The organism is Micromonospora sp. NPDC049836, from assembly GCF_044465125.1.
In the GTDB taxonomy this organism is placed as follows: Bacteria; Actinomycetota; Actinomycetes; order Mycobacteriales; family Micromonosporaceae; genus Micromonospora.
The window spans coordinates 109,037-128,244 of record NZ_JBITLH010000005.1; the positions used below are offsets into that span (position 1 = coordinate 109,037).

Consider the following 19,208-nt stretch of genomic DNA (forward strand, 5'->3'; position numbering starts at 1 on the left):
CCCGTCGGTACCGTCCACCTCGTGGGAAAGACGTACGAGGGCGGCGTGCCGCTCGCCGAGGTGATCCGGTCCGGCTTCGTGGAGGGTTTCCACCGGGGTTCCGTGGCGGTGCTCGACGCCGACGGCGCGCCGGTGGCCGGGGCGGGGGACAGCACCTCGCCGATCTTCCCCCGGTCGTCCAACAAGCCGATGCAGGCGATCGGGATGCTCCGGGCCGGCCTGCCGCTGACCGAGCCGGCCGACCTGGCACTGGTCGCGGCCAGCCACGCCGGCGAGGAGTTCCACGTCGAGCGGGTGACCGCCCTGCTGCGCGGCGCCGGCCTGACCGAGGAGGCGCTGCACTGCCCGCCCGACCTGCCGGTCGGCGAGGCGGCCCGGGAGGCGGTGCTGCGCGCCGGGGGCGGCCCGACCCGGACCCTGATGAACTGCTCCGGCAAGCACACCGGGATGCTGCTCACCTGCCTGGCCGCGGGTTGGCCGCTGGACGGTTACTGGCGTCCCGAGCATCCGCTCCAGCAGCGGCTGGCCGCCGCGATCGAGGAGTTGACCGGGGAGCGGGCGGCGGCCGTCGGAGTGGACGGCTGCGGCGCACCGGTGCTCGCCGTGTCGCTGACCGGGCTGGCCCGGGCCTTCCTGCGCCTGGTCACCGCCGAGCCAGGCACCGTCGAGCGGAGTGTGGCCGACGCGATGCGGGCGTACCCGGAACTGGTGGGCGGCACCCAGGCCGACGACACGCGGCTGATGCGGGGCGTACCCGGGCTGCTGGCCAAGGTGGGCGCGGAGGGGGTCATCGCGGCGGCGGTCCCGGGAGTCGGCGCGGTCGCCCTCAAGATCGACGACGGCGCCGGGCGGGCCCGGATGCCGGTGCTGGTGTCGGCGCTGCGCCGGCTCGGCGTCGACGCCCCGGTGCTGATCGAGTACGCCGAACTGCCGCTGCTCGGCGGCGGCCTGCCGGTGGGGGCGGTCCGCCCGGTCTGGTGAACCGGGCGGGCGCTGGGCGAGTTGGGGCGCGGGTCAGGGCAGGAAGTCGAGCAGGGCGGCGTTGACCGGCTCGGGGCGCTCCAGCGGCAGCAGGTGCCCGGCGTCCGGGACGTCGGGCAGCCGTACCCCCCGGGGTGCCTCGGCGGCGATCCGGTCGGCCAGCCGGCGGATGTCGCCGAGGTCGTCCGCGCCCGCCGCGGCCAGCACCGGCACCGACAGCTCGGCCAGCCGGTCGATCGCGGGCGGGTCGAGCTCGCCCGCCTCCACGGCGCTCAGTGCCTGCTCGGCGGCGAGCGCCCGGCGGTCCATCTCCTCGGCGAACCGGATCAGCTCCGGATCGACGTCCGCCGGTTGCCGGCTCGGGCCGACCACCCAGAACCGCACCTCGCCGGCCGCGGTGGCCGCGAAGTCCTCGGGGTCCACCTCGCCGACCAGGTCTTCCCAGGCCTGCTCGGTCTCCTCGGACCACTCGTTGCCGGAGACCGGGGCGCCGAACAGGGCCAGCGCGGCGACCCGGGCCGGATGGGCCAGCGCGGTGTCCACCGCCACCTTGCCGCCGAACGAGCAGCCGACCAGGGCGGCCCGGTCGATCCCGAGGGCGTCCAGCAGGCCGATCACGTCTTCGTGGTGGGCGAACGGGATGGGTGGCAGCTCCGAGTCGCCGTAGCCGCGCAGGTCGAGGGCGATCACCCGGTGCCGGTGGGCGAGCGCAGACAGCTGGTGCCGCCACATCCGCCGGTCGGCGATGCCGGCGTGCAGCAGCACCACCGGGCTGCCGCTGCCCGCCTCGTCGTACGCGAGCTGGGCGTTGTTGACCTCGATCTTGGGCACGCGAGGACGCTACGGACCGGACGGCGGCGGCGCAAGCGGGTAACTGAGACATTGCTAACTAGTAGCTAGCACCTTGCTTGCAGCAGCTAGCAGATCGAGCTAGCGTGGAGGCATGGCCACCGGTAAGGACCTTCCCGACGTCGGCGGGTTCATTCGCGACCTGCGTCGCAACGCGAAGATCTCGCTCCGCCAGCTCGCCGAGCAGGCGGGCGTCAGCAATCCGTACCTCAGCCAGATCGAGCGGGGCCTGCGCAAGCCCAGCGCCGAGGTGCTCCAGCAGCTCGCCAGCGCCCTGCGCGTCTCCACCCCGGCCATGTACCTGCGGGCCGGGTTGCTGGACGACAAGGAGGGCCAGGGGGTGCTCGCCGCCATCGCCGTGGACCCCGAACTGACCATGGCGCAGAAGCAGTCGCTCACCCAGATCTACGAGACGTTCCGCCGGGAGAACGCCCGGCTCGCCGAGGCCACGGCCGGCACCCAGCCGGCGACCGAGCCGGCCACCACCGAGCCGGCCCCGGCCACCGAGGCACCCGCCACCGTGACGCCGGCCGCGACCGGCCCCACGACGGCGGAGGGCACCCCGACGGAGGCGGTTCTCGAGTCGGTCGCCGTCACCGAGGCCGGCGCCGCCCCCGCCCCGACCACCGCCACCACCCCCGACAAGGAGACCACCCACCGGGTGGCCCGCGAGGCCGCCGGTGTGGCCGAAGAGGAGAAGTCATGACCCAGCCGAAGACCAACCGCATCCCGGCCCCGCTCTACGCCGCCGCGGGCGCCGGCGAGCTGGCCCTCGAGCAGCTCCGCAAGCTGCCCACCGTGGTGAGTGACCTGGGCACCCGGGTCGTCGCCGAGTTCGGTGGCAAGGCCGTCGTCACCGGTGTCGAGCTGCGCCAGAAGGCGACCGAGACGCTGAAGACCGCCAACCTGACCGCGGCCGGGTTCCGCGAGAAGGCCGAGTCGACCGACCTCGACCTGGACAAGCTCCGGGAGGCCGCCGCCCGCAACGCCGCCGCCGTGCTGGCCGGCGCGCAGGCCGCCCAGGAGCGCGCCCTCGCCGGTGCGCACGCCGCCCAGGCCCGGGCGCTGGCCGCGTACACCGAGCTGGTCGCCCGCGGCGAGCGGGTGGTCGGCGCCGGCGTGCTGGAGGCCGCCGACACGGTGAACGCCGACATCGAGGCGACCGAGGCGACCACGCCGGTCGTCGAGACCGCCCGGGCGGCCGAGGCGCCGGCCCAGGCCGAGGTGCCCACCCCGGCCGAGGTGGCCGAGGCCGTCGAGGCCAAGCCCGCGGCCGTGAAGCGGACCCGGGCCACCAAGGCCACCGCCGCCAGGGCCACCGCCGCGAAGCCGGCCACCCCGTCGGCGAAGCTGCCGAAGACCACGAAGCGGACCCGCCCGACCGCCGAGTGAGTCGAAGCTGGACCGAGACCCCGGACGGCGTCCTGTCGGACGTTGCCGGGGTCTCGGCATAAGCTTGCCGTCATGGCCTACGCCGCGCCGCTGTTCTACCACGACGTCCGCTTCGTGATCGAGCTGATCCTGCTCGTCTTCGCCCTGGTCATCGAGGCCGTCTCGCTGGTGCACGCGATCACCCAGCGCTCCGACGGGTTCTCCGCGATCGGCACCCTGCCCAAGGGCGGCTGGATCGCCATCCTGGCGATCTGCCTGCTGTTCACGCTCCCCGGCCTGGGCTTCGGCTTCGGCGGCGTGCTGAGCATCTTCGGCCTGGTCGGCATCGCGGCGTCGCTCATCTACCTGCTGGACGTCCGGCCCGGCCTACGGGACCTGCACGACGGCAGAGGCTCCTCCTGGTGAGAGGCTTCCGCTGGCCACCACCACCGGACGGCGGCCCCCGCACCTGGGGTCCCGGGCCCGGCGCTCCGCGTACCGGCCGGCCGGCGCTGCCCGAGCCGGAGACCGAGCTGGTCGCCACCCCCCACGGCGTGCGGCTGGAACGGCTGGTCACCGGCGCCGGCGACCCGGTCACCGTGTTCGCGCACGGGCTCGGCAACGGCATCGCGACCACCCGCCCGTTCGGCAGCGGGGTCACCGGTCGGCGGATCTTCTTCCAGTTCCGCGGGCACGGCCGCTCCGACTCGCCGCCCGGCCCGTGGACCTATCTGGACCTGGCCCGCGACCTGCGGGCCATCGCCGACCTGGGCGGGGCCGGTCGGGCCTTCGGGGCCAGCCTCGGCGCGGGCGCGCTCTGCCGGCTGCTCGCCGAGAGCCCGGACCGCTTCGACCGGCTGGTCTTCTTCCTGCCCGCCGTGCTGGACACCCCGCGCGGCGAGGTCGCCCGGTCCCGGCTGACCGGGCTGCTCGACGCGGTCGCCGACGGCGACGCGTCCGCGCTGGCCGACGTGGTGGCCCTGGAGTTGCCGCCGTCCGTGCGCAACACCCCGGCCGGGTGGGCGTACCTGCGGCAGCGGCTGGACCAGCTGCTCCGGGACGGGCTCGCCCCGGGACTGGCCAGCCTGCCCGAGCAGGCCCCGCTGCGCGACGCCGGGGCGCTCGCCGCGGTGACCGCGCCGGCGCTGGTGATCGGGTGCGCCGGCGACGACCTGCACCCGGTGGCGGTCGCCGAGCGGTTGGCGGCCGCGCTCCCGCAGGCCACCCTGCACGTGTACGACCGGCCGGGCGTGCTCTGGACGGAACGCGCCGACCTGCGGGAGCGGATCTCGACGTTCCTCAACGGGTAACCTCCCCCGTTATGGGCGTCACACACCACGGCCGTACCCACCGACTGGACCTCGCCGACCCCACCCTGCGGGAGTGGGCGTGCACGGTGCTGGCGGCCGATCCCGAGCAGGGCATCGTGCTGGACCGGTCGGCCTTCTACCCGGGCGGCGGCGGACAGCCGCCGGACCACGGGGTGCTGCTCTGGCAGGGGGCGCAGACCCGGATCGTCGGCACCCGCAAGGGCGACGACCTGTGGCTGATCCCGGCCGAGGGTGACCCGCTGCCACCGGTCGGCACCGCCGTCACCGGCGCCGTCGAGGACGCCCGGCGCACCATGCTGATGCGTACCCACTCCGGGCTGCACGTGCTCTGCGGCGTGGTGTTCCGCGACTTCGGCGCGCTGGTCACCGGCGGCAACATGGAACCCGGCGAGGCCCGGATGGACTTCAACCTGCCCGAGGTGCCGCCGGACTTCAAGGCCCGGATCGAGGAGCTGGTCAACGTCGAGGTGGCCGCCGACCGGGCGGTCGCCGTCCGGGTGCTGCCCCGGGCCGAGGCGCTGGTCCTGCCGGACATCATCCGCACCCAGTCCAACCTGATCCCGCCGGACGAGCAGGAGGTGCGGATCGTGGACATCGTCGGGCTGGACGTGCAGGCCGACGGGGGCACCCACGTCGCCTCCACCGCCCAGATCGGCAAGGTGCAGGTGGTCAAGGTGGAGAGCAAGGGCCGGGCCAACCGCCGGGTCCGGGTGCGGCTGGTGGACTGACCGTCCAGCGTCAGCCGCGGCGCGGTTCCGGCGGCAGGTGCGCGGCCCGGACGGCCAGCAGCCAGCGTTCCACGGTCTCCTCGTCGGGCCGCTCCGGCAACGGGGTGCGGATCCGGTCGAAGTCCCGCTCGGCGGCGGCGACCAGCGCCTCCGCCTCGCCCAGCGCGCCGGCGGCGACCCGCTCGCCGAAGGCCCGGAACCACTCCGGGTCGGCCAGCCGGATCTCCAGCATCCCGGTGGCGTAGAGCGTCCGCCCCTGGTGCAGCAGGCGGGCCAGGTGGCGGGCGTGCTTCGCCGACCGCCGCCGACCGCCCACCGAGGAGTCCCGCGCCGTCAGCTTGCGGAACTGTTGGGCGGCGTAGCCGAGGTAGGCGTCCCGGACCCGGGGGCCGCTGAGGAACGCCGCACGGATTCCGATCAGCCGCTCCCCGAGGTCGGTCCGGGTCTCGTAGCACTCGTCGGGCAGCCACATCAGCTCGGTGGCGGTCGGGTTGCCGCTCAACGCCAGCCGCGCGTACTTGCCCGCCTCGTGCAGCGTCAGGTCGGGATCGGTGGTGACCACCGACTCCCGTGGCGGGTGCAGGCCGTGGAAGGCGACCGTCGGCGCAGCGAAGACACCGATCCGGTCCACGTCCGAGTCCGGCCCCGCCAACCCGTACGCGACCGAGCCGACGATCCCGGAGAGCAGCAGGTGCATGCCGGCCATCATGGCCGATCGAGATCACTCCGGAAAGCAGACTTCGGCTGTCAGGTATCGGTGGCACGGTGACAGCCATGACGAAACCGTTGGAAGGCACGATCGCGCTGGTCGCCGGGGCGACCCGGGGCGCCGGCCGGCAGATCGCCGTGCAGCTCGGCGCCGCCGGGGCCACCGTCTATGCCACCGGGCGCACCAGTCGGGAACGGCCCTCGGAGCTGGGCCGCCCGGAGACCATCGAGGAGACCGCCGAGCTGGTCACCGCCGCCGGCGGCACCGGCATCGCCGTGGTGGTCGACCACCTCGACCCGGACCAGGTACGCCGCCTGGTGCGGCGGATCGACGCCGAACAGGGCCGGCTCGACGTGCTGGTCAACGACATCTGGGGCGCGGACCCGCTGATCACCTGGGAGAAGCCGGTCTGGGAGCAGCCGCTCGACGCCGGCTTCCGCACCTGCGGCTGGCCGTGGACACCCACATCATCACCAGCCACTTCGCGCTGCCGCTGCTGATCCGCAAGCCGGGTGGCCTGGTCGTCGAGATCGGCGACGGCACCAAGGAGTACAACGACACCGCGTACCGGCTCTCGGTCTTCTACGACCTGGCCAAGGTGTCGGTGAACCGGCTCGCCTTCACCCAGGCGCACGAGCTGGCGCCGCACGGGTGCACGGCGGTCGCGCTCACCCCCGGCTGGCTGCGTTCCGAGGCCATGCTGGAGCACTTCGGGGTCACCGAGGCCACCTGGCGGGACGGCGCGGCGAAGGAGCCGCACTTCGTCATGTCCGAGACGCCGGCCTTCGTCGGGCGCGCGGTGGCCGCCCTGGCCGCCGACCCGGACCGGGCCCGCTGGAACGGCAGGTCCGTGGACAGCGGCGGCCTGGCCCAGGTGTACGGCTTCACCGACATCGACGGCAGCCGGCCGCACTGGGCCCGCTACCAGGATGAGGTGGTCACGCCCGGGAAGCCGGCGGACCCCACCGGCTACCGCTGACCCGTGGCCGGCAGCCGGCATCGGCTACCGCTGACCCGTGGCCGGCGGCGCGGGCGGGTCCCGGTAGAGCGCCGCCGAGCGGCGGGCCGCCTCGGCGAAGCGTGCCCGCAGCTCGGGCGGGTCGAGCACCTCCACCTCCGGGCCGAGCGCGAGCAGCACGTCGTACGCCACCGGCACGGACTCGACGGGCAGCCGGGTCACCACCCAGCCCTGCCCGTCGGGTTCGCCGGCCCCGGCCACCGCCTCCTCGTACGCGAAGGGCGCCTCGGCCCGGTGCCGCAGCGCGCGCAGGCCGGCCGGGCTGAGCCGGACGGTGACCTCGGCGCGGAGCATGCCCCGCAGGAACGCCTTGGCCTGTTCCCGCCAGTACGCCCCCAGGTCGAAACCGCCGTCGCGGGCGAACATCGCCTCGCCCACCTCGACGGCGACCACCCGGTCCACCCGGTACGTCCGCCAGCCGTCGCCGACCCGGCCGACCAGGTACCAGACCCCGTTCTTGAGCACCAGCCCGTACGGTTCGACCGTGCGCGCCACCTCGCGCTCGCCCCGGCGGTAGCGCAGCTCGACCACGAGGTCCCGCCAGACGGCGCGGGCCAGCTCGGCCAGCCGGGGCGGCGGGGTCGACTCGCGGAACCAGCCCGGCACGTCCAGGTGGAACCGCTGCCCGGCCCGGGCGGGCGCGTCCCGCAGGCTCGGCGGCAGCGCGGCCAGCACCTTCAGCTCGGCGGCGGCCACCGCGTCCGCCAGCCCCATGTCCCCGGCCGGCCCGGGTAGCCCGGCCAGGAAGAGCGCCTCCGCCTCGTCCCGGTTGAGCCCGGTCAGGCGGGTCCGGTAGCCGCCGAGCAGCCGGTAGCCGCCGGCCCGGCCCCGGTCCGCGTAGACCGGCACACCGGCCGCGGAGAGCGCCAGCACGTCCCGGTAGACGGTGCGCTCGGAGACCTCCAGCTCGCGGGCCAGCTCGGCGGCGGTCATCGTCTCCCGCGCCTGCAGCAGCAGGAGCAACGAGATCAACCGGGCGGCACGCACCCGACCATTCTGCGGTAGCGCGCTAACGGCAGGTGGTGGTGACGACGACGGGCGCCTGCGCCAGCACCGGCGGCCGGCAGTCGCCGGGTGTCGCCGGCCGCCACGCCGCAGCGATGTTGTAGTACCAGTCCTCCGGCACGTACGCCGCCCATCGGGAGAGGTCGCTGCCGCCGCGAAGGCCGCCGGCGAGCAGCACACCGAAGGAGCCGGTCCGGACCGCGAGGTACAGCGCCCACATGCCCACCGCCGGATAGCCGAGCGCGGAGCAGGCCTCGGCACCGTCTCGCCAGCACGTCCACGCCTGGGCCGGATCGCCGATCGCCCGGTCCGGGTACGGCGCCGTGAACAGGTCGTACACCACCGCTTCGGTGCCCAGGGTCTGGCCGACGCTCTGCCAGAAGTCGATGGCGTGCGCGGCGTCCGGCATCGGTTTGGCGCAGACCGCCCGCTCGTCCCGGCAGGTGGCGCCCGGCCCGGTGTAGCGGCCCTCACTCCAGGTGAGCCCGACGATCGGGGTGATACCCGCGACCGCCAGTCGCTGCGTGTACGCGACGACCTCCTGCCGGTACGGCTCGCCCCCGTAGCGCGGGTCGACGTACGGCAGGCCGAGCCAGCAGGCCTCGTTGAGGGCGAGGTACACCGCCCGGAAGCCGCGGGCGGCCAGCCCGGCCACGGCCCTCGCGTCCACCGGCCCGTCCCAGATGCCGCGCCCCTGCACGCATCGGGACTCGGCGCCGCTCCGGGCGAGCGGCGCCAGCTCCCGCGGAGCCACCGCGTCGATGACGGGGGAGATGCCCCAGAGCCGGTCCCGCACCACGGTGACGTACGGCGCCTGCCGCTCCTCACCGGGGGTGAGCACCCGGACGAACGGGGCGTTTTTTCCGCTCTGCTTCGCGCCCTGGTCGTCGTACGCCACGGCGAAGAAGCTGTATCCGCCGGCCGGCACATCACGCCACTCCGCGGTGTACGGCGCGGTGGTGTCGGTCTCGAACGGGGCCGAATCCGGCGAGTCGCCGGTGTGGAAGAACTCCACCCGGGTGATCCGCCGGCCCGGCGCGGGCGTGGCGGTGGCCTCCACCGTGATCGTCGCCGGGGCGAAGAAGTGGTCACCGTCCTCGGGCCGGGTGATCCGCACGACCGGCCGGTTCGGGTCGGGCGTGGGACTCGGTGACGAACTCGGCGTCGGGCTCGGTGGGCTCGTCGGGCTCGGCGGGACAGATGACGAGGGCGACGGCGACGGCGGCAGCACGGTCCCGCACGGGACACCGTTCAGGGTGAAGACCGGCGGGTCGCCGCGCTTGACCCCGTGGGTCATGACGTACCGGAAGGAGATCGGCCGGTCGGCCGGCAACCCGGCCCCGGGCAGGCCGTGCAGTGTGACGTGATCGCCGTGCTGCTCCCAGCGCACGCCGTCGACGTTCTTGATCTGCTCGCTCGGATACCGGAGCTGGAAGTCGAGCGTCCACTCGGGCAGTGACCGGCCCAGGCTCACGACGGTGAGTTCGCCGCTGAGCATCGACGGGTACTGGGCGCGGACCGGCATCTCCGCGGCACAGCCGCCGGTGGCGGACGCCGGATGCACCAGGACGAGCGCGGCCGAGGTGGCGGTGAGCGCGGCGATGACCAGACCGGCGATGCGATTTCTCATCAACGTCCCCCGTTATCGACGTTCATCGCTTCGATGGTTGTCTGTGGCGACGCCGCGAGTCAAGGGCTTCCCACGCCGGCCCGCGGGGAGGACCGCGGTCCCCGGCCGGCGGCGGCCCGGCGACCGTGCGGCCGACCACTAGGCTCTGCGATCGTGGACGCACCCCGCCTCGCCGCGCCCGTCACCGGCGCCGTCACCCGCTTCCTCGCCGGCGCCGGCCTGCTGCTGCGCGGGCTCCGGCTGTACGTGCGCGACCCCGGGCTGATGCTGCTCGGGATCGTGCCCGCGCTGATCACCGGGGTGCTCTTCATCGCCGCGTTCGCCACCCTGCTGTACTTCGTGGACGACCTGGCCGCGCTGGTCACCCCGTTCGCGGACGACTGGTCGGGGACCGCGCGCGGGCTCGTCCGGGTGGTCGCCGGGCTGGCTGTCGTGGGGCTGGCCGGGCTGCTCGGCGTGCTCGCCTTCACGGCGGTCACCCTGGCCGTCGGCGACCCGTTCTACGAGAAGATCTCCGAGCGGGTCGAGGATCGGCTCGGTGGCACCCCGGGCGCCGTCGAGGTGCCGTTCTGGGCGTCGCTGCGGCGCAGCATCGTGGACTCGCTGCGGCTGGTGGCCATCTCCGCGCTGGTCGGCGTACCCCTCTTCGCGGCCGGTTTCATCCCGGTGGTCGGGCAGACCGTGGTGCCGGTGGTCGGCGCCCTGGTGGGCGGCTGGTTCCTGGCCCTGGAACTGGTCGGCGCGCCGTTCTACCGGCGCGGCATGCGGCTGCCGCAGCGGCGGTCGATACTGAGGGCCGACCGGCCCACCGCCCTGGGCTTCGGGACGGCGGTCTTCGTCTGCTTCCTGATCCCGCTCGGCGCGGTGCTCATCATGCCGGCCGCCGTCGCCGGCGCCGCCCTGCTGGCCCGCCGGTCGCTCGGGCAGTCCGTCGAGGAGGGGTGACGTGGACACGGTCCTGATCGCGGGAGACATCACCGCCCAGCGGGTCGACGCCATCGTCAACGCCGCCAACTCCTCGCTGCTCGGCGGCGGGGGAGTGGACGGCGCGATCCACCGCGCGGGCGGCCCGGCCATTCTTGAGGCGTGCCGGGCGCTGCGCGCCTCCCGCTACGGCCGGGGCCTGCCCACCGGCCAGGCGGTCGCCACCACCGCCGGCAACCTGCCGGCCCGGTGGGTGGTGCACACCGTCGGGCCGGTCTTCTCCCCACGCGAGGACCGGTCGGCGCTGCTGCGCGACTGCTACGCCAACAGCCTGGCGGTCGCCGACGAGCTGGGCGCCACCAGCGTGGCCTTCCCGCTGATCTCCGCCGGCGTCTACGGCTGGCCGGTCGACGACGCGGTCCGCCAGGCGCTCACCGTGCTGCACGCGGCCACCCCGGCGCACGTCACCGAGGCCCGGCTCGTGCTCTTCGGCGCGGACACCTACGGCACCGCGGTGCGGGTCGCCGGCGGGCTCAGCTGAGCGTGCGGCGGCAGGACCACTGGCTGTCCACCGGCCGGTAGCCGAGCCGGGCGTTGATCGCCAGCATCGGCCCGTTCGCCTCGTCGTTCGAGGTGTACGCCGTCCGCACCCCGGTCGCCGCGGCGCGGTGCAGGGCGACCTGCTTGGTCAACCGGGCCAGCCCCCGGCCCCGGTGCTCCGGCACGGTGCCGGTGAAGTCCGACCACATCCGGTCACCGTCCCGCTTGACCAGGCTGAGCGCCACCACCTCCCCGGCCACCTCGGCGACCGTGCTGGCCTGCCGGTCCAGGCCCGGGTTGTGCCAGACCTCGTGCTGCCAGAGGTCGTAGCCGAGCACGTCGGTGGGGACGTCGCCCGGCTCGTCCCGCGACGACTCGGCGTCCGCCCGGTGGATCCGCCGCGGGTCGACCTCGGCGGCCGGCAGCAGCCGTACGCCCGGCGGCGGTTCGGGCATCGGCGGGGCGGGCCGGAGGTCGAGCGCGGAGTAGCGCAGCTCGCGGCTGGGCGTGAAGCCGTGCCGCTGGGCGAACGGCAGGGATTCGGCGCGGCAGTGGGTGAGCACCCGGGTCGCGCCGATCTGCCGCAGGTGGGCGAGGGCGGCGTCGAAGAGGGCGGTGCCGGCGCCCCGGCCCCGGTGCGCCGGGTGGACGTGCAGGGTGGAGATCTCCCCGACGCCCGCCGTCGAGGTCTGCGTGTTGCGGTACGCCGACGCCCAGCCGACCAGCCGCCCGTCCGTCTCCACCACCCAGGCCGCCCAGTCCTCGCCGGGCGGCGGCTGGGCGATCATGCGTCGGGTCGATTCGACGCCGCGGACCAGGTAGGGGAAGACGAGCGCGCGCAGCGCCACGACACCGGGCGCGTCCTCGGGGCGGGCGGATCTGATCAGGTCGGTCATCCGGCCGACCCTAGAGCCGCCGCCCGCCCGCCGGCGACGGGTTTACCGCGGGCGGGCCGGAGGGCCGCTCAGGCGACCTCCGCCCGGACCGCGGCGACCGCCTCGACCTCGACGAGCTGGTCGGGGTAGCCGAGCACGGCCACCCCGAGCAGGGTGCTGGGCACGTCGTGGTCACCGAACGCGTCCCGGACCACCTCCCAGGCGGCCACCAGGTCGGCCCGGTCGCCGCTGGCCACGTACACCGTGGTCCGGACGACGTCGGTGAGCCGGGCCCCGGCGGCGGCCAGGGCGACCGCCAGGTTGGCCATCACCTGCCGGGCCTGGCCGGCGGGGTCGCCGGGGGCGACCGTCCGCCCGTCCGCGTCCAGCGGGCAGGCGCCGGCGGTGAAGACCAGCCGGGCGGGCGGGACGACCTCGGCCGCGTACGCGTACTCGGCGACGTCGGAGAGCTGGGCCGCCCGGATCAGGCGCACGGTGTCGGTCATCGGCCGACCGTAGCGCCCGGTCCGCCGACCCGGCGAGGCGTTAATCGGGACCGCCGCCCGGCCGGTCAGGCGGAGTCGCGGAGCACCAGCTCGGTGGGGAGCACGAGGGCCTGCTCGACCTGCTCCCCGGCGGCGATCCGGAGCAGCTGGCGGGTCATCGCCCGGCCCAGCTCGACGATCGGCTGCCGGATCGTGGTCAGCGGCGGCTCGGTGTACGCGGCCGTCTCGATGTCGTCGAAGCCGATCACGGCGACGTCCTGCGGCACCCGCCGGCCGGCCTCCCGCAGGGTGCGCAGGGCGGCGTGCGCCATCAGGTCGGAGGCCGCGAAGACCGCGTCCAGCTCCGGGTCGGCGGCGAGCAGTTGCCGCATGGCCGCGCTGCCGGACTCCCGGGTGAAGTCGCCGTACGCGACCAGCTCCGGCAGCCCGGCGGCGGCGACCGTGTCCCGGTAGCCGATCAGCCGTTCGATGCCGGCCACCATGTCCTGCGGCCCGGCGATGGTGGCGATCCGCCGGCGACCGTTCCCGATCAGGTGGCGGACCGCCCGGGCGACCCCGCCGACGTGGTCGACGTCGACGTAGGGCACCTCGGCGCCGTCCAGCGGCCGGCCGCTGCACACCACCGGGATGCCGAGCCGGGCGAGCCTGCCGGGCAGCGGGTCCTCGCCGTGCAGCGAGGCGAAGAGCACCCCGTCGACGTGCCGGCCGGTGGTGTAGCGCTCGACCCGTTCGTGCCCGGCCGGCGAGCCGGCCAGCATCAGCACGAGCTGCTTGTCGGCCGCCTCCAGCTCCTGCGCGGCGCCGCGGATGATGCCGGGGAAGACCTGGTCGTCGGAGAAGACCCGGGTGGCCGCCTCGGGCAGGACCAGGGCGACCGAGTCGGTGCGCTGGGTGACCAGGCTGCGGGCGGCGAGGTTCGGGACGTACCCCAGCTCCTCGACCGCCCGGCGGACCGCCTGCTGGATGGGTTCCGCGACGGTGGTGGACCCGTTGACCACCCGGGACACGGTCGCGCGGGACACGCCCGCCCGTCTCGCCACCGCCTCCAGGGTGGGCCGCTGTGCCGTCGTCATCCCAGTTACCACCGCCTCGTCACAGCCCGTTCCGGGAGATCACCTCCTGGTACCAGCGGGCACTTCGCTTCGGTGTGCGCCGCTGGGTCGGGTAGTCGACGTGCACGATCCCGAACCGCTTCCGGTAACCCTCGGCCCATTCGAAGTTGTCCAGCAACGACCATACGAGATAGCCGCGCAGGTCGACGCCGCGGGCGAGGGCGTCGTGGGCGGCCCGCAGGTGCCCATCGAGATAGCGGACCCGGTCGTCGTCGGCGACCCGGCCCAGCTCGTCGGTCCGGTCGTCGGGGAACGCCGCGCCGTTCTCTGTGATCATGATCGGCAGGCCCGGGTGGTCGGCGCCCACCCGCTCCAGCAGCCGGGTGAGCCCGGCCGGTTCGATCAGCCAGCCCATCTCGGTCACCGGCCCGCCCGGCGGCAGGAACTCGACGCTGCCCGCGCTGCCCGGGTACGCGCTGCTGCCGGCGCCGCCGGCCCGCCCGGCCACGTAGGTGGGGGAGTAGTAGTTGACGCCGAGCAGGTCGAGCGGGGCGGCGATCAGCTTCTCGTCGCCGTCCCGCAGGAAGTCCGGCTCGACCAGCCGGCTCAGGTGGGCCAGCACGTCGTCCGGATATCCCGCACCGGTCAGCGGGCCCAGGAAGATCCGGTTGTGCAGGCCGTCGACCAGCCGCACCGCGGCGGCGTCCGCCGGGCTGTCCGGGTCGGCCGGCTGCACGTCGGCCAGGTTGAGGGTGATCCCCACGACCTGCGCGCCGGCCGCGCGCAGCGCCCGGGCGGCCAGGCCGTGGCCGAGCAGCAGATGGTGTACGGCCCGGAAGGCCGCCCCGGCGTCCTGCCCGCCCGGCGCGTGCACCCCGTTGCCGTAGCCCAGGTAGGCCGAGCACCACGGCTCGTTGAGCGTGGTCCAGGTGCGGACCCGGTCGCCGAGCCGGCCGTGCACGGCGAGCGCGTACTCGGCGAACTGCTCGGCGGTCTCCCGGACGGTCCAGCCGCCCCGGTCCGCCAGGGCCTGCGGCAGGTCCCAGTGGTAGAGCGTGACGATCGGGTCGATGCCCCGCGCCAGCAGCGCGTCCGTCAGCCGGTCGTAGAAGTCCAGGCCGGGCGGGTTGTCCGGGCCGGTGCCGGCGGGCCGGACCCGGGGCCAGGCGACCGAGAACCGGTACGCCCGCAGCCCCAGGTCGGCCATCAGCGCCACGTCCTCGGCGTACCGGTGGTAGTGGTCGCAGGCCACGTCGCCGGTGTGCCCGGCGAAGACCTTCCCGGGCGTACGGCTGAAGGTGTCCCAGATGGACGGCGCGCGACCGTCCGCCCCGGCCGCGCCCTCGATCTGGTACGCGGCGGTGGCCGCCCCCCAGACGAAGTTCTCGGGGAACCTCAGCTGCGTCACGCGGTGCCTTCCTTCGTTCCTGGCCGCGGGTCCCGCGACCCCGGCTCGTCCCTCGCCCTCACGCCTTCACGGCGCCCTCCATGATGCCGCCGATGATCTGGCGGCCGAACACCACGAAGACCAGCAGCAGCGGCAGGGTGGCGATGGCCGTGCCGGTGAAGACCTGCGACATGTCCTGGTAGTAGCCGTCGGAGAGGGCCCGCAGGGACAGCTGCACGGTCGGGTTCTCCGGGTCGTTGAGCACCGCGTACGGCCAGAGGAAGTCGTTCCAGGTGGTCATGAAGGTGAGCAGGCCGAGCACGGCGGCGGCCGGGCGCAGCGCCGGCAGCACCACGTTCCAGTAGATCCGCGCGGTGTTGCAGCCGTCGATCCGGGCCGCCTCGATCAGCTCGGTGCTGACCGCCTGGCCGGCGTACTGCCGCATCATGAACACGCCGAAGCCGGTGACCAGCGCCGGCACGATCACCGCGGGCAGCCGGTCGTTCCAGTTCAGCTTCGTCATGAGCAGATAGAGCGGGATCACACCGAGCTGGGTGGGCACCATCATGGTCGCGACGATGACCAGCAGCAGCGCGTTGCGCCCCCGGAACCGCAGCTTGGCGAACGCGAACCCGGCGAGGGTGGAGAAGAACACCACCGAGATGGTCACGGTGCTGGCCACGATCGCCGAGTTGATCAGACCGGCCAGGAAGTACGCGTCGGTGTTGTCGAACAGCTTGGCGATGTTGGCGCCCAGGTTGCCGCCGGGGGTGAACGGCGGCGGGACCTGGCCCATCGTGTCGCTGGTCCGGCTCGCCACCACGAACATCCAGTAGATCGGGAAGATCGACAGGGCGGCCGAGAGGGCCAGCGCCAGGTAGGTGAGCCGGCCGGCCGACCAGAGGCGGGTCATCGGGAGACCTCCTTGCGGGCGCCGCCGCCGAGCCGACGCAGGAGCAGCACGTTGATCACCGCGACCACCGCGATGAGCGCGAACAGCAGCCAGGCGACGGCCGAGCCGTAGCCGAAGTTGTAGTGCGGGGCGAAGGCGTTCTCGAACATGTACATGGTCACGGTCTGCGACTCGCGCAGCGGCCCGCCGCGGATCGCGTTGGTGCCGGAGTTGAACATCCGCGGCTCGGTGAAGAGTTGGAGGCCGCCGATGGTGGAGATGATGACCGCGAAGATGATCGTCGGCTTGAGCAGCGGCACCGTGATGGACCAGAACTGCCGGGACCGGCCGGCGCCGTCGATCGCCGACGACTCGTACAGGTCGCGGGGGATGGCCTGCATGGCGGCCAGGAAGATCAGCGCGTTGTAGCCGGTCCAGCGCCAGTCGACCATGGTGGAGATGGCCACCCAGGCGGCGAACCGGTTGGCCTTCCAGTCGATCGCGGTGATCCCCACGTGGTCGAGCAGCCAGTTGATCATGCCGAAGTCCCGGCCGAACAGCACCGCGAACACGATCGCCACGGCGGCGGTCGAGGTGACGTTCGGGATCAGCACCGCCATCCGCCAGGTGGTGCGGGCGCGCAGCCGCCGGTTGAGCAGGTTGGCCAGCCAGAGCGCGGCCAGCAGCTGGGGGACCGTGGAGATGACGAAGATGCCGAGGGTGTTCACCACCGAGTGCCAGAAGTCCGGGTCGGCGAGCAACTGGGTGTAGTTGTCGAAGCCGATGAACGGGTGCTCGGCGCCGAGCAGGTCCCAGTCGTGCAGCGACACCCAGAAGGTGTAGATCAGCGGGTAGATCCCGAAGACCCCGAAGACCAGGAAGAACGGGGCCACGTAGAGGTACGGCGAGTACGTGGTGTCGAACCGGCTGAGCCGGGCGCCCCGGCTCGGCCGGGTGCGGTGCGCCGGTCTGACCGGCGGGCGGGCGTCGAGCTGGACTGCCATGGCCCGGGACTCCTTTCCGCCGTGCGGGCGGCACCCCGTCACCGGGGCCCGCCCGCACGCGCTGGCTCGGGTTACTTGGCGGCGGCCTTCTCGGCGTTGGCGACCGCGTCGGACCAGCCCTGCTCCGGGGTGCGCTTGCCCAGCTCGACGGTGCGGACCGCGTTCTCCACCTCGGTGCGGACGGCCTGGTTCTTCGGGCCCATGTAGACCGGCTTCAGGCTCTTGGCGCCGGTGGCGAAGATCGTGCCGACCGGGGCGTCGGAGAAGTACGCGCTGGTCGAGTCGACGATCGCCGGATCCGCCAGGGCCTGCGGCGACGACGGCAGCGGGCCCTTGGCCTTGAACGCGCCGATCTGGCCCTTGGCGCTGGTCAGGAACTTGACCAGCGCGATCGCCTCGGCCTGGTGCTTGCTCTGCTTCGGCACCGCGAGGAACGAGCCGCCCCAGTTGCCGCCGTTGCCGGGGACCTGCGCGATGTCCCACTTGCCCTTGGCGCCCGCGCCGGCGTAGCCCTCGATCACGCCGGTCATCCAGGCCGGGCAGGCGATGGTGGCGAACTTGCCCTGCTTGAACGCCGACACCCATTCCTCGGACCAGGAGCCGTACCTGCCGGAGAGCCCCGAGTCGATGATGTCCATCGTGGTGTCGTACGCCTGCCTGACCGCCGGGTTGCTGCCCACGACCAGGTTGTTGCCGGTGTCGTAGTAGCTGTAGCCGGTGGTGTTGCCGGCGTTCTGGAGCAGGATCGTGTTGTACGTGTTGGTCGCGGCGTCCAGGAACGCGGCGCCGGTCTTCTTCGCGGTGAACTGCTCGCCGACCTTGATGTAGTCCTGCCAGGTGGGCCAGAGCTTGGACACCGCCTCCCGGTCGGTGGGCAGGCCGGCCTTGGCGAACAGGTCCTTGCGGTAGCACATGGCCATCCCGCCGACGTCGGTGCCGAGGCCGATGAGCTGCTTGCCGTCGGCGGTGAGGCCCTGGTTCCACTTCCAGTCGAGGAAGTTGCCCTTCAGGTCGGCCGCGCCGTGGTCGAGCAGGTTCACGAAGTTCTGCGGGTTGGCCTTGTATTCGACCAGCAGGCCCTCCTCGATGGCGACCACGTCGCCGGCGCCCTTGCCCGCGGCGAGCCACTGGGTGAGCTTCGGGGAGTACTCGTCGAGGTTGCCGCCGGTGCCCCGCTCGACGATCTTCACGCCGGGGTGGTCGGCCATGTATTCCTGGTAGAGCTCGTCGTAGCCGAACTGGCCGAAGACGTCGACGGTGAGTGTGACCGGGCCGTCGGTGGCCTCGTCGTCGCCGCCACCGCAGCCGGTGGCGCCGAGCAGCGCGGTGGTGGCGACGAGGGCCACCGCCGCCAGCCGGCGGCGCGTGAAGATACCCATCTGTCTGCTGACCCCTCTAGGTCGTAACGGGTGGTGAAGGATGGTTCCGGAACTAAGAGAGCGCTCTCACGACAGGGTGGAGGTTGCCCTCGATCCTGTCAAGAGAGCGCTCTCAGGCCGTTACGAAGCGGCCCGGGTGGGCCGGAAACGCGGCGGGGAGTGGCCGTCCCCGACGGGACAGGCCACTCCCCGCAGGGCGTACGCCGGGGCGACCTCAGCCCACCCGCAGGCCCTGCAACAGCCGCTGGTCACCGGCCACCCCGAGGGCGTCGAAGCTGATCCGGCCCATCACCGCCAGCAGCAGGTCGCTGGCCGTCCCGGTGACCTGCACCCGGGCGTGGTGGTCGTCGTGGTCGAGGATGGTGGCGGTGTCCAGCAGCGCCACCCCCTCGCCGCGCAGCCGCAGGTACCAGTCCTGGGCGGCGTCCGTCGCGCTCAACTGGACCACCCCCTGCCACTGGCCCGGCGTGATCCGCCGCCCCGCCGGCAGCCAGGTGTCCAGCACCTCGCTCACCCCGTCGGCCGCGAGTTTGGCCTCGATCGGCTCGCCCGCGCCGATCGCGAGCTGGGCGTCCCAGCGGTGCACCGCCGTCTCGTGCGCCATCCGGCGCGGCCAGAAGCCCGCCTTCTTCGGCTGCGGTGCGAAGTTCCACGCCGGCGCCTCCGGATCCAGCCCCTCGAAGAGCGCCATCAACTGGTCGAACTCCCGCCGGTACCAGTCGGCCGGGGCCAGGCCGGCCGGCGGCTCCGGATCGTGCCGCTCCGGCCGGGTGGTGGTCCCGGCGGTCAGCACCGTCCGGGCCCAGACGTAGACCCGGGTGAGGTGGTGCGCGAGATCGGAGACCGTCCAGCCGGGACAGGAGAGCACCGGTGTCTCCGGGGGCGCCTCGGCAACGGCGGCGGCGAAGGCGGGTGCCTCCGTCCGCAACGAGCCGATCCAGAAGTCCTTCGTGCCGTGCAATCTGCTCATCGCCATCCTCCCGGGGGTGACCGGGCCACCAGTGGGTGCCGCGGCTACCCCTCAGCC

General features: G+C 73.7%; 20 protein-coding genes and 1 pseudogene. 9 read left to right on the top strand and 12 right to left on the bottom strand.

Translation table 11 applies throughout. From position 1 onward, the window contains the following. Positions 1–21: 21 nt before the first annotated feature. On the top strand, positions 22–981 hold the full coding sequence (locus tag ACIBPB_RS15120; protein ID WP_396840201.1) for an asparaginase: 960 nt from the start codon (positions 22–24) through the stop codon (positions 979–981). 33 nt (positions 982–1,014) lie between these two features. On the opposite strand, the gene ACIBPB_RS15125 is transcribed toward ACIBPB_RS15120, so the two are convergent. Further along, positions 1,015–1,812 carry an alpha/beta fold hydrolase gene (locus tag ACIBPB_RS15125; protein WP_396840202.1) on the bottom strand — a complete coding sequence of 266 codons (798 nt, stop codon included), beginning with the start codon at positions 1,810–1,812 and terminating at the stop codon, positions 1,015–1,017. 112 nt (positions 1,813–1,924) lie between these two features. On the opposite strand from ACIBPB_RS15125, the gene ACIBPB_RS15130 reads away from it, so the two are divergent. From ACIBPB_RS15130 to ACIBPB_RS15150, 5 genes are all read left to right on the top strand, one after another. After that, a complete protein-coding gene (locus ACIBPB_RS15130) occupies positions 1,925–2,536 on the top strand; it encodes a helix-turn-helix domain-containing protein (RefSeq protein WP_396840204.1) in 612 nt (203 codons plus the stop codon). Then, entirely contained in the window at positions 2,533–3,222 is a 690-nt protein-coding gene (locus ACIBPB_RS15135; protein ID WP_396840205.1) for a hypothetical protein, read from the top strand. The genes ACIBPB_RS15130 and ACIBPB_RS15135 overlap by 4 nt, the downstream gene beginning before the upstream one ends. Positions 3,223–3,294: 72 nt before the next feature. Further along, the gene (locus ACIBPB_RS15140) at positions 3,295–3,627 is read left to right on the top strand and encodes a DUF2516 family protein (protein ID WP_046570780.1); all 333 of its coding nucleotides are present in this window, start codon (positions 3,295–3,297) and stop codon (positions 3,625–3,627) included. Then, positions 3,624–4,511 carry an alpha/beta fold hydrolase gene (locus ACIBPB_RS15145; RefSeq protein WP_396840206.1) on the top strand — a complete coding sequence of 296 codons (888 nt, stop codon included), beginning with the start codon at positions 3,624–3,626 and terminating at the stop codon, positions 4,509–4,511. The genes ACIBPB_RS15140 and ACIBPB_RS15145 overlap by 4 nt, the downstream gene beginning before the upstream one ends. Positions 4,512–4,522: 11 nt before the next feature. Then, positions 4,523–5,260, top strand: a complete 738-nt coding sequence (locus tag ACIBPB_RS15150; RefSeq protein WP_357325810.1) for an alanyl-tRNA editing protein — start codon at positions 4,523–4,525, stop codon at positions 5,258–5,260. A 10-nt stretch (positions 5,261–5,270) separates the two neighbouring features. Here the strand turns inward: ACIBPB_RS15150 and ACIBPB_RS15155 are convergent, their stop codons facing one another. Then, positions 5,271–5,957 carry a DNA polymerase beta superfamily protein gene (locus tag ACIBPB_RS15155; RefSeq protein WP_396840207.1) on the bottom strand — a complete coding sequence of 229 codons (687 nt, stop codon included), beginning with the start codon at positions 5,955–5,957 and terminating at the stop codon, positions 5,271–5,273. 77 nt (positions 5,958–6,034) lie between these two features. Here ACIBPB_RS15155 and ACIBPB_RS15160 point away from each other — a divergent pair. Beyond that, positions 6,035–6,948, top strand: a pseudogene (locus tag ACIBPB_RS15160) (SDR family oxidoreductase). A gap of 24 nt (positions 6,949–6,972) precedes the next feature. Here the strand turns inward: ACIBPB_RS15160 and ACIBPB_RS15165 are convergent. Further along, the gene (locus ACIBPB_RS15165; protein ID WP_396840208.1) at positions 6,973–7,974 is read right to left on the bottom strand and encodes a helix-turn-helix transcriptional regulator; all 1,002 of its coding nucleotides are present in this window, start codon (positions 7,972–7,974) and stop codon (positions 6,973–6,975) included. 22 nt (positions 7,975–7,996) lie between these two features. Then, positions 7,997–9,622 (bottom strand): Ig-like domain-containing protein, encoded by a 1,626-nt coding sequence (locus ACIBPB_RS15170; protein ID WP_396840209.1) that lies wholly within the window; start codon positions 9,620–9,622, stop codon positions 7,997–7,999. A gap of 153 nt (positions 9,623–9,775) precedes the next feature. Here ACIBPB_RS15170 and ACIBPB_RS15175 point away from each other — a divergent pair, with 153 nt between their 5' ends. Beyond that, a complete protein-coding gene (locus ACIBPB_RS15175; RefSeq protein WP_396840210.1) occupies positions 9,776–10,567 on the top strand; it encodes an EI24 domain-containing protein in 792 nt (263 codons plus the stop codon). 1 nt (position 10,568) lies between these two features. Next, the gene (locus tag ACIBPB_RS15180) at positions 10,569–11,087 is read left to right on the top strand and encodes an O-acetyl-ADP-ribose deacetylase (RefSeq protein WP_396840211.1); all 519 of its coding nucleotides are present in this window, start codon (positions 10,569–10,571) and stop codon (positions 11,085–11,087) included. Here ACIBPB_RS15180 and ACIBPB_RS15185 read toward each other — a convergent pair. From ACIBPB_RS15185 to ACIBPB_RS15220, 8 genes are all read right to left on the bottom strand, one after another. Next, complete coding sequence (locus ACIBPB_RS15185) at positions 11,080–11,982, bottom strand: GNAT family N-acetyltransferase (RefSeq protein ID WP_396840212.1); 903 nt, start codon at positions 11,980–11,982, stop codon at positions 11,080–11,082. The two genes, ACIBPB_RS15180 and ACIBPB_RS15185, sit on opposite strands and share 8 nt — an antisense overlap. Before the next feature lie 68 nt (positions 11,983–12,050). Next, the gene (locus ACIBPB_RS15190; protein ID WP_396840213.1) at positions 12,051–12,467 is read right to left on the bottom strand and encodes a RidA family protein; all 417 of its coding nucleotides are present in this window, start codon (positions 12,465–12,467) and stop codon (positions 12,051–12,053) included. 65 nt (positions 12,468–12,532) lie between these two features. Next, positions 12,533–13,540: a LacI family DNA-binding transcriptional regulator gene (locus ACIBPB_RS15195; protein ID WP_396840214.1), complete on the bottom strand. Its 1,008-nt coding sequence runs from the start codon at positions 13,538–13,540 to the stop codon at positions 12,533–12,535. 19 nt (positions 13,541–13,559) lie between these two features. Beyond that, the gene (locus tag ACIBPB_RS15200; protein ID WP_396840215.1) at positions 13,560–14,927 is read right to left on the bottom strand and encodes a GH1 family beta-glucosidase; all 1,368 of its coding nucleotides are present in this window, start codon (positions 14,925–14,927) and stop codon (positions 13,560–13,562) included. Between the two features lie 58 nt (positions 14,928–14,985). Beyond that, complete coding sequence (locus tag ACIBPB_RS15205; protein ID WP_396840216.1) at positions 14,986–15,819, bottom strand: carbohydrate ABC transporter permease; 834 nt, start codon at positions 15,817–15,819, stop codon at positions 14,986–14,988. Continuing rightward, on the bottom strand, positions 15,816–16,802 hold the full coding sequence (locus tag ACIBPB_RS15210) for a carbohydrate ABC transporter permease (RefSeq protein ID WP_396840217.1): 987 nt from the start codon (positions 16,800–16,802) through the stop codon (positions 15,816–15,818). The genes ACIBPB_RS15205 and ACIBPB_RS15210 overlap by 4 nt, the downstream gene beginning before the upstream one ends. Before the next feature lie 71 nt (positions 16,803–16,873). Next, positions 16,874–18,181, bottom strand: coding sequence for an ABC transporter substrate-binding protein (locus ACIBPB_RS15215; RefSeq protein ID WP_396840218.1), 1,308 nt, complete (start codon positions 18,179–18,181; stop codon positions 16,874–16,876). A 214-nt stretch (positions 18,182–18,395) separates the two neighbouring features. Continuing rightward, positions 18,396–19,151 (bottom strand): maleylpyruvate isomerase family mycothiol-dependent enzyme, encoded by a 756-nt coding sequence (locus ACIBPB_RS15220; protein ID WP_396840219.1) that lies wholly within the window; start codon positions 19,149–19,151, stop codon positions 18,396–18,398. Positions 19,152–19,208 lie beyond the last annotated feature (57 nt).

Excerpts from the sequence above, each read along its gene's own strand:
- ACIBPB_RS15155 (WP_396840207.1), bottom strand. The coding sequence starts at position 5,957 with ATGCACCTGCTGCTCTCCGGGATCGTCGGCTCGGTCGCGTACGGGTTG.
- ACIBPB_RS15140 (WP_046570780.1), top strand. The coding sequence starts at position 3,295 with ATGGCCTACGCCGCGCCGCTGTTCTACCACGACGTCCGCTTCGTGATC.
- ACIBPB_RS15150 (WP_357325810.1), top strand. The coding sequence starts at position 4,523 with ATGGGCGTCACACACCACGGCCGTACCCACCGACTGGACCTCGCCGAC.
- ACIBPB_RS15170 (WP_396840209.1), bottom strand. The coding sequence starts at position 9,622 with ATGAGAAATCGCATCGCCGGTCTGGTCATCGCCGCGCTCACCGCCACC.
- ACIBPB_RS15210 (WP_396840217.1), bottom strand. The coding sequence starts at position 16,802 with ATGGCAGTCCAGCTCGACGCCCGCCCGCCGGTCAGACCGGCGCACCGC.
- ACIBPB_RS15185 (WP_396840212.1), bottom strand. The coding sequence starts at position 11,982 with ATGACCGACCTGATCAGATCCGCCCGCCCCGAGGACGCGCCCGGTGTC.
- ACIBPB_RS15195 (WP_396840214.1), bottom strand. The coding sequence starts at position 13,540 with ATGACGACGGCACAGCGGCCCACCCTGGAGGCGGTGGCGAGACGGGCG.
- ACIBPB_RS15135 (WP_396840205.1), top strand. The coding sequence starts at position 2,533 with ATGACCCAGCCGAAGACCAACCGCATCCCGGCCCCGCTCTACGCCGCC.
- ACIBPB_RS15130 (WP_396840204.1), top strand. The coding sequence starts at position 1,925 with ATGGCCACCGGTAAGGACCTTCCCGACGTCGGCGGGTTCATTCGCGAC.
- ACIBPB_RS15215 (WP_396840218.1), bottom strand. The coding sequence starts at position 18,181 with ATGGGTATCTTCACGCGCCGCCGGCTGGCGGCGGTGGCCCTCGTCGCC.
- ACIBPB_RS15190 (WP_396840213.1), bottom strand. The coding sequence starts at position 12,467 with ATGACCGACACCGTGCGCCTGATCCGGGCGGCCCAGCTCTCCGACGTC.
- ACIBPB_RS15220 (WP_396840219.1), bottom strand. The coding sequence starts at position 19,151 with ATGAGCAGATTGCACGGCACGAAGGACTTCTGGATCGGCTCGTTGCGG.
- ACIBPB_RS15205 (WP_396840216.1), bottom strand. The coding sequence starts at position 15,819 with ATGACCCGCCTCTGGTCGGCCGGCCGGCTCACCTACCTGGCGCTGGCC.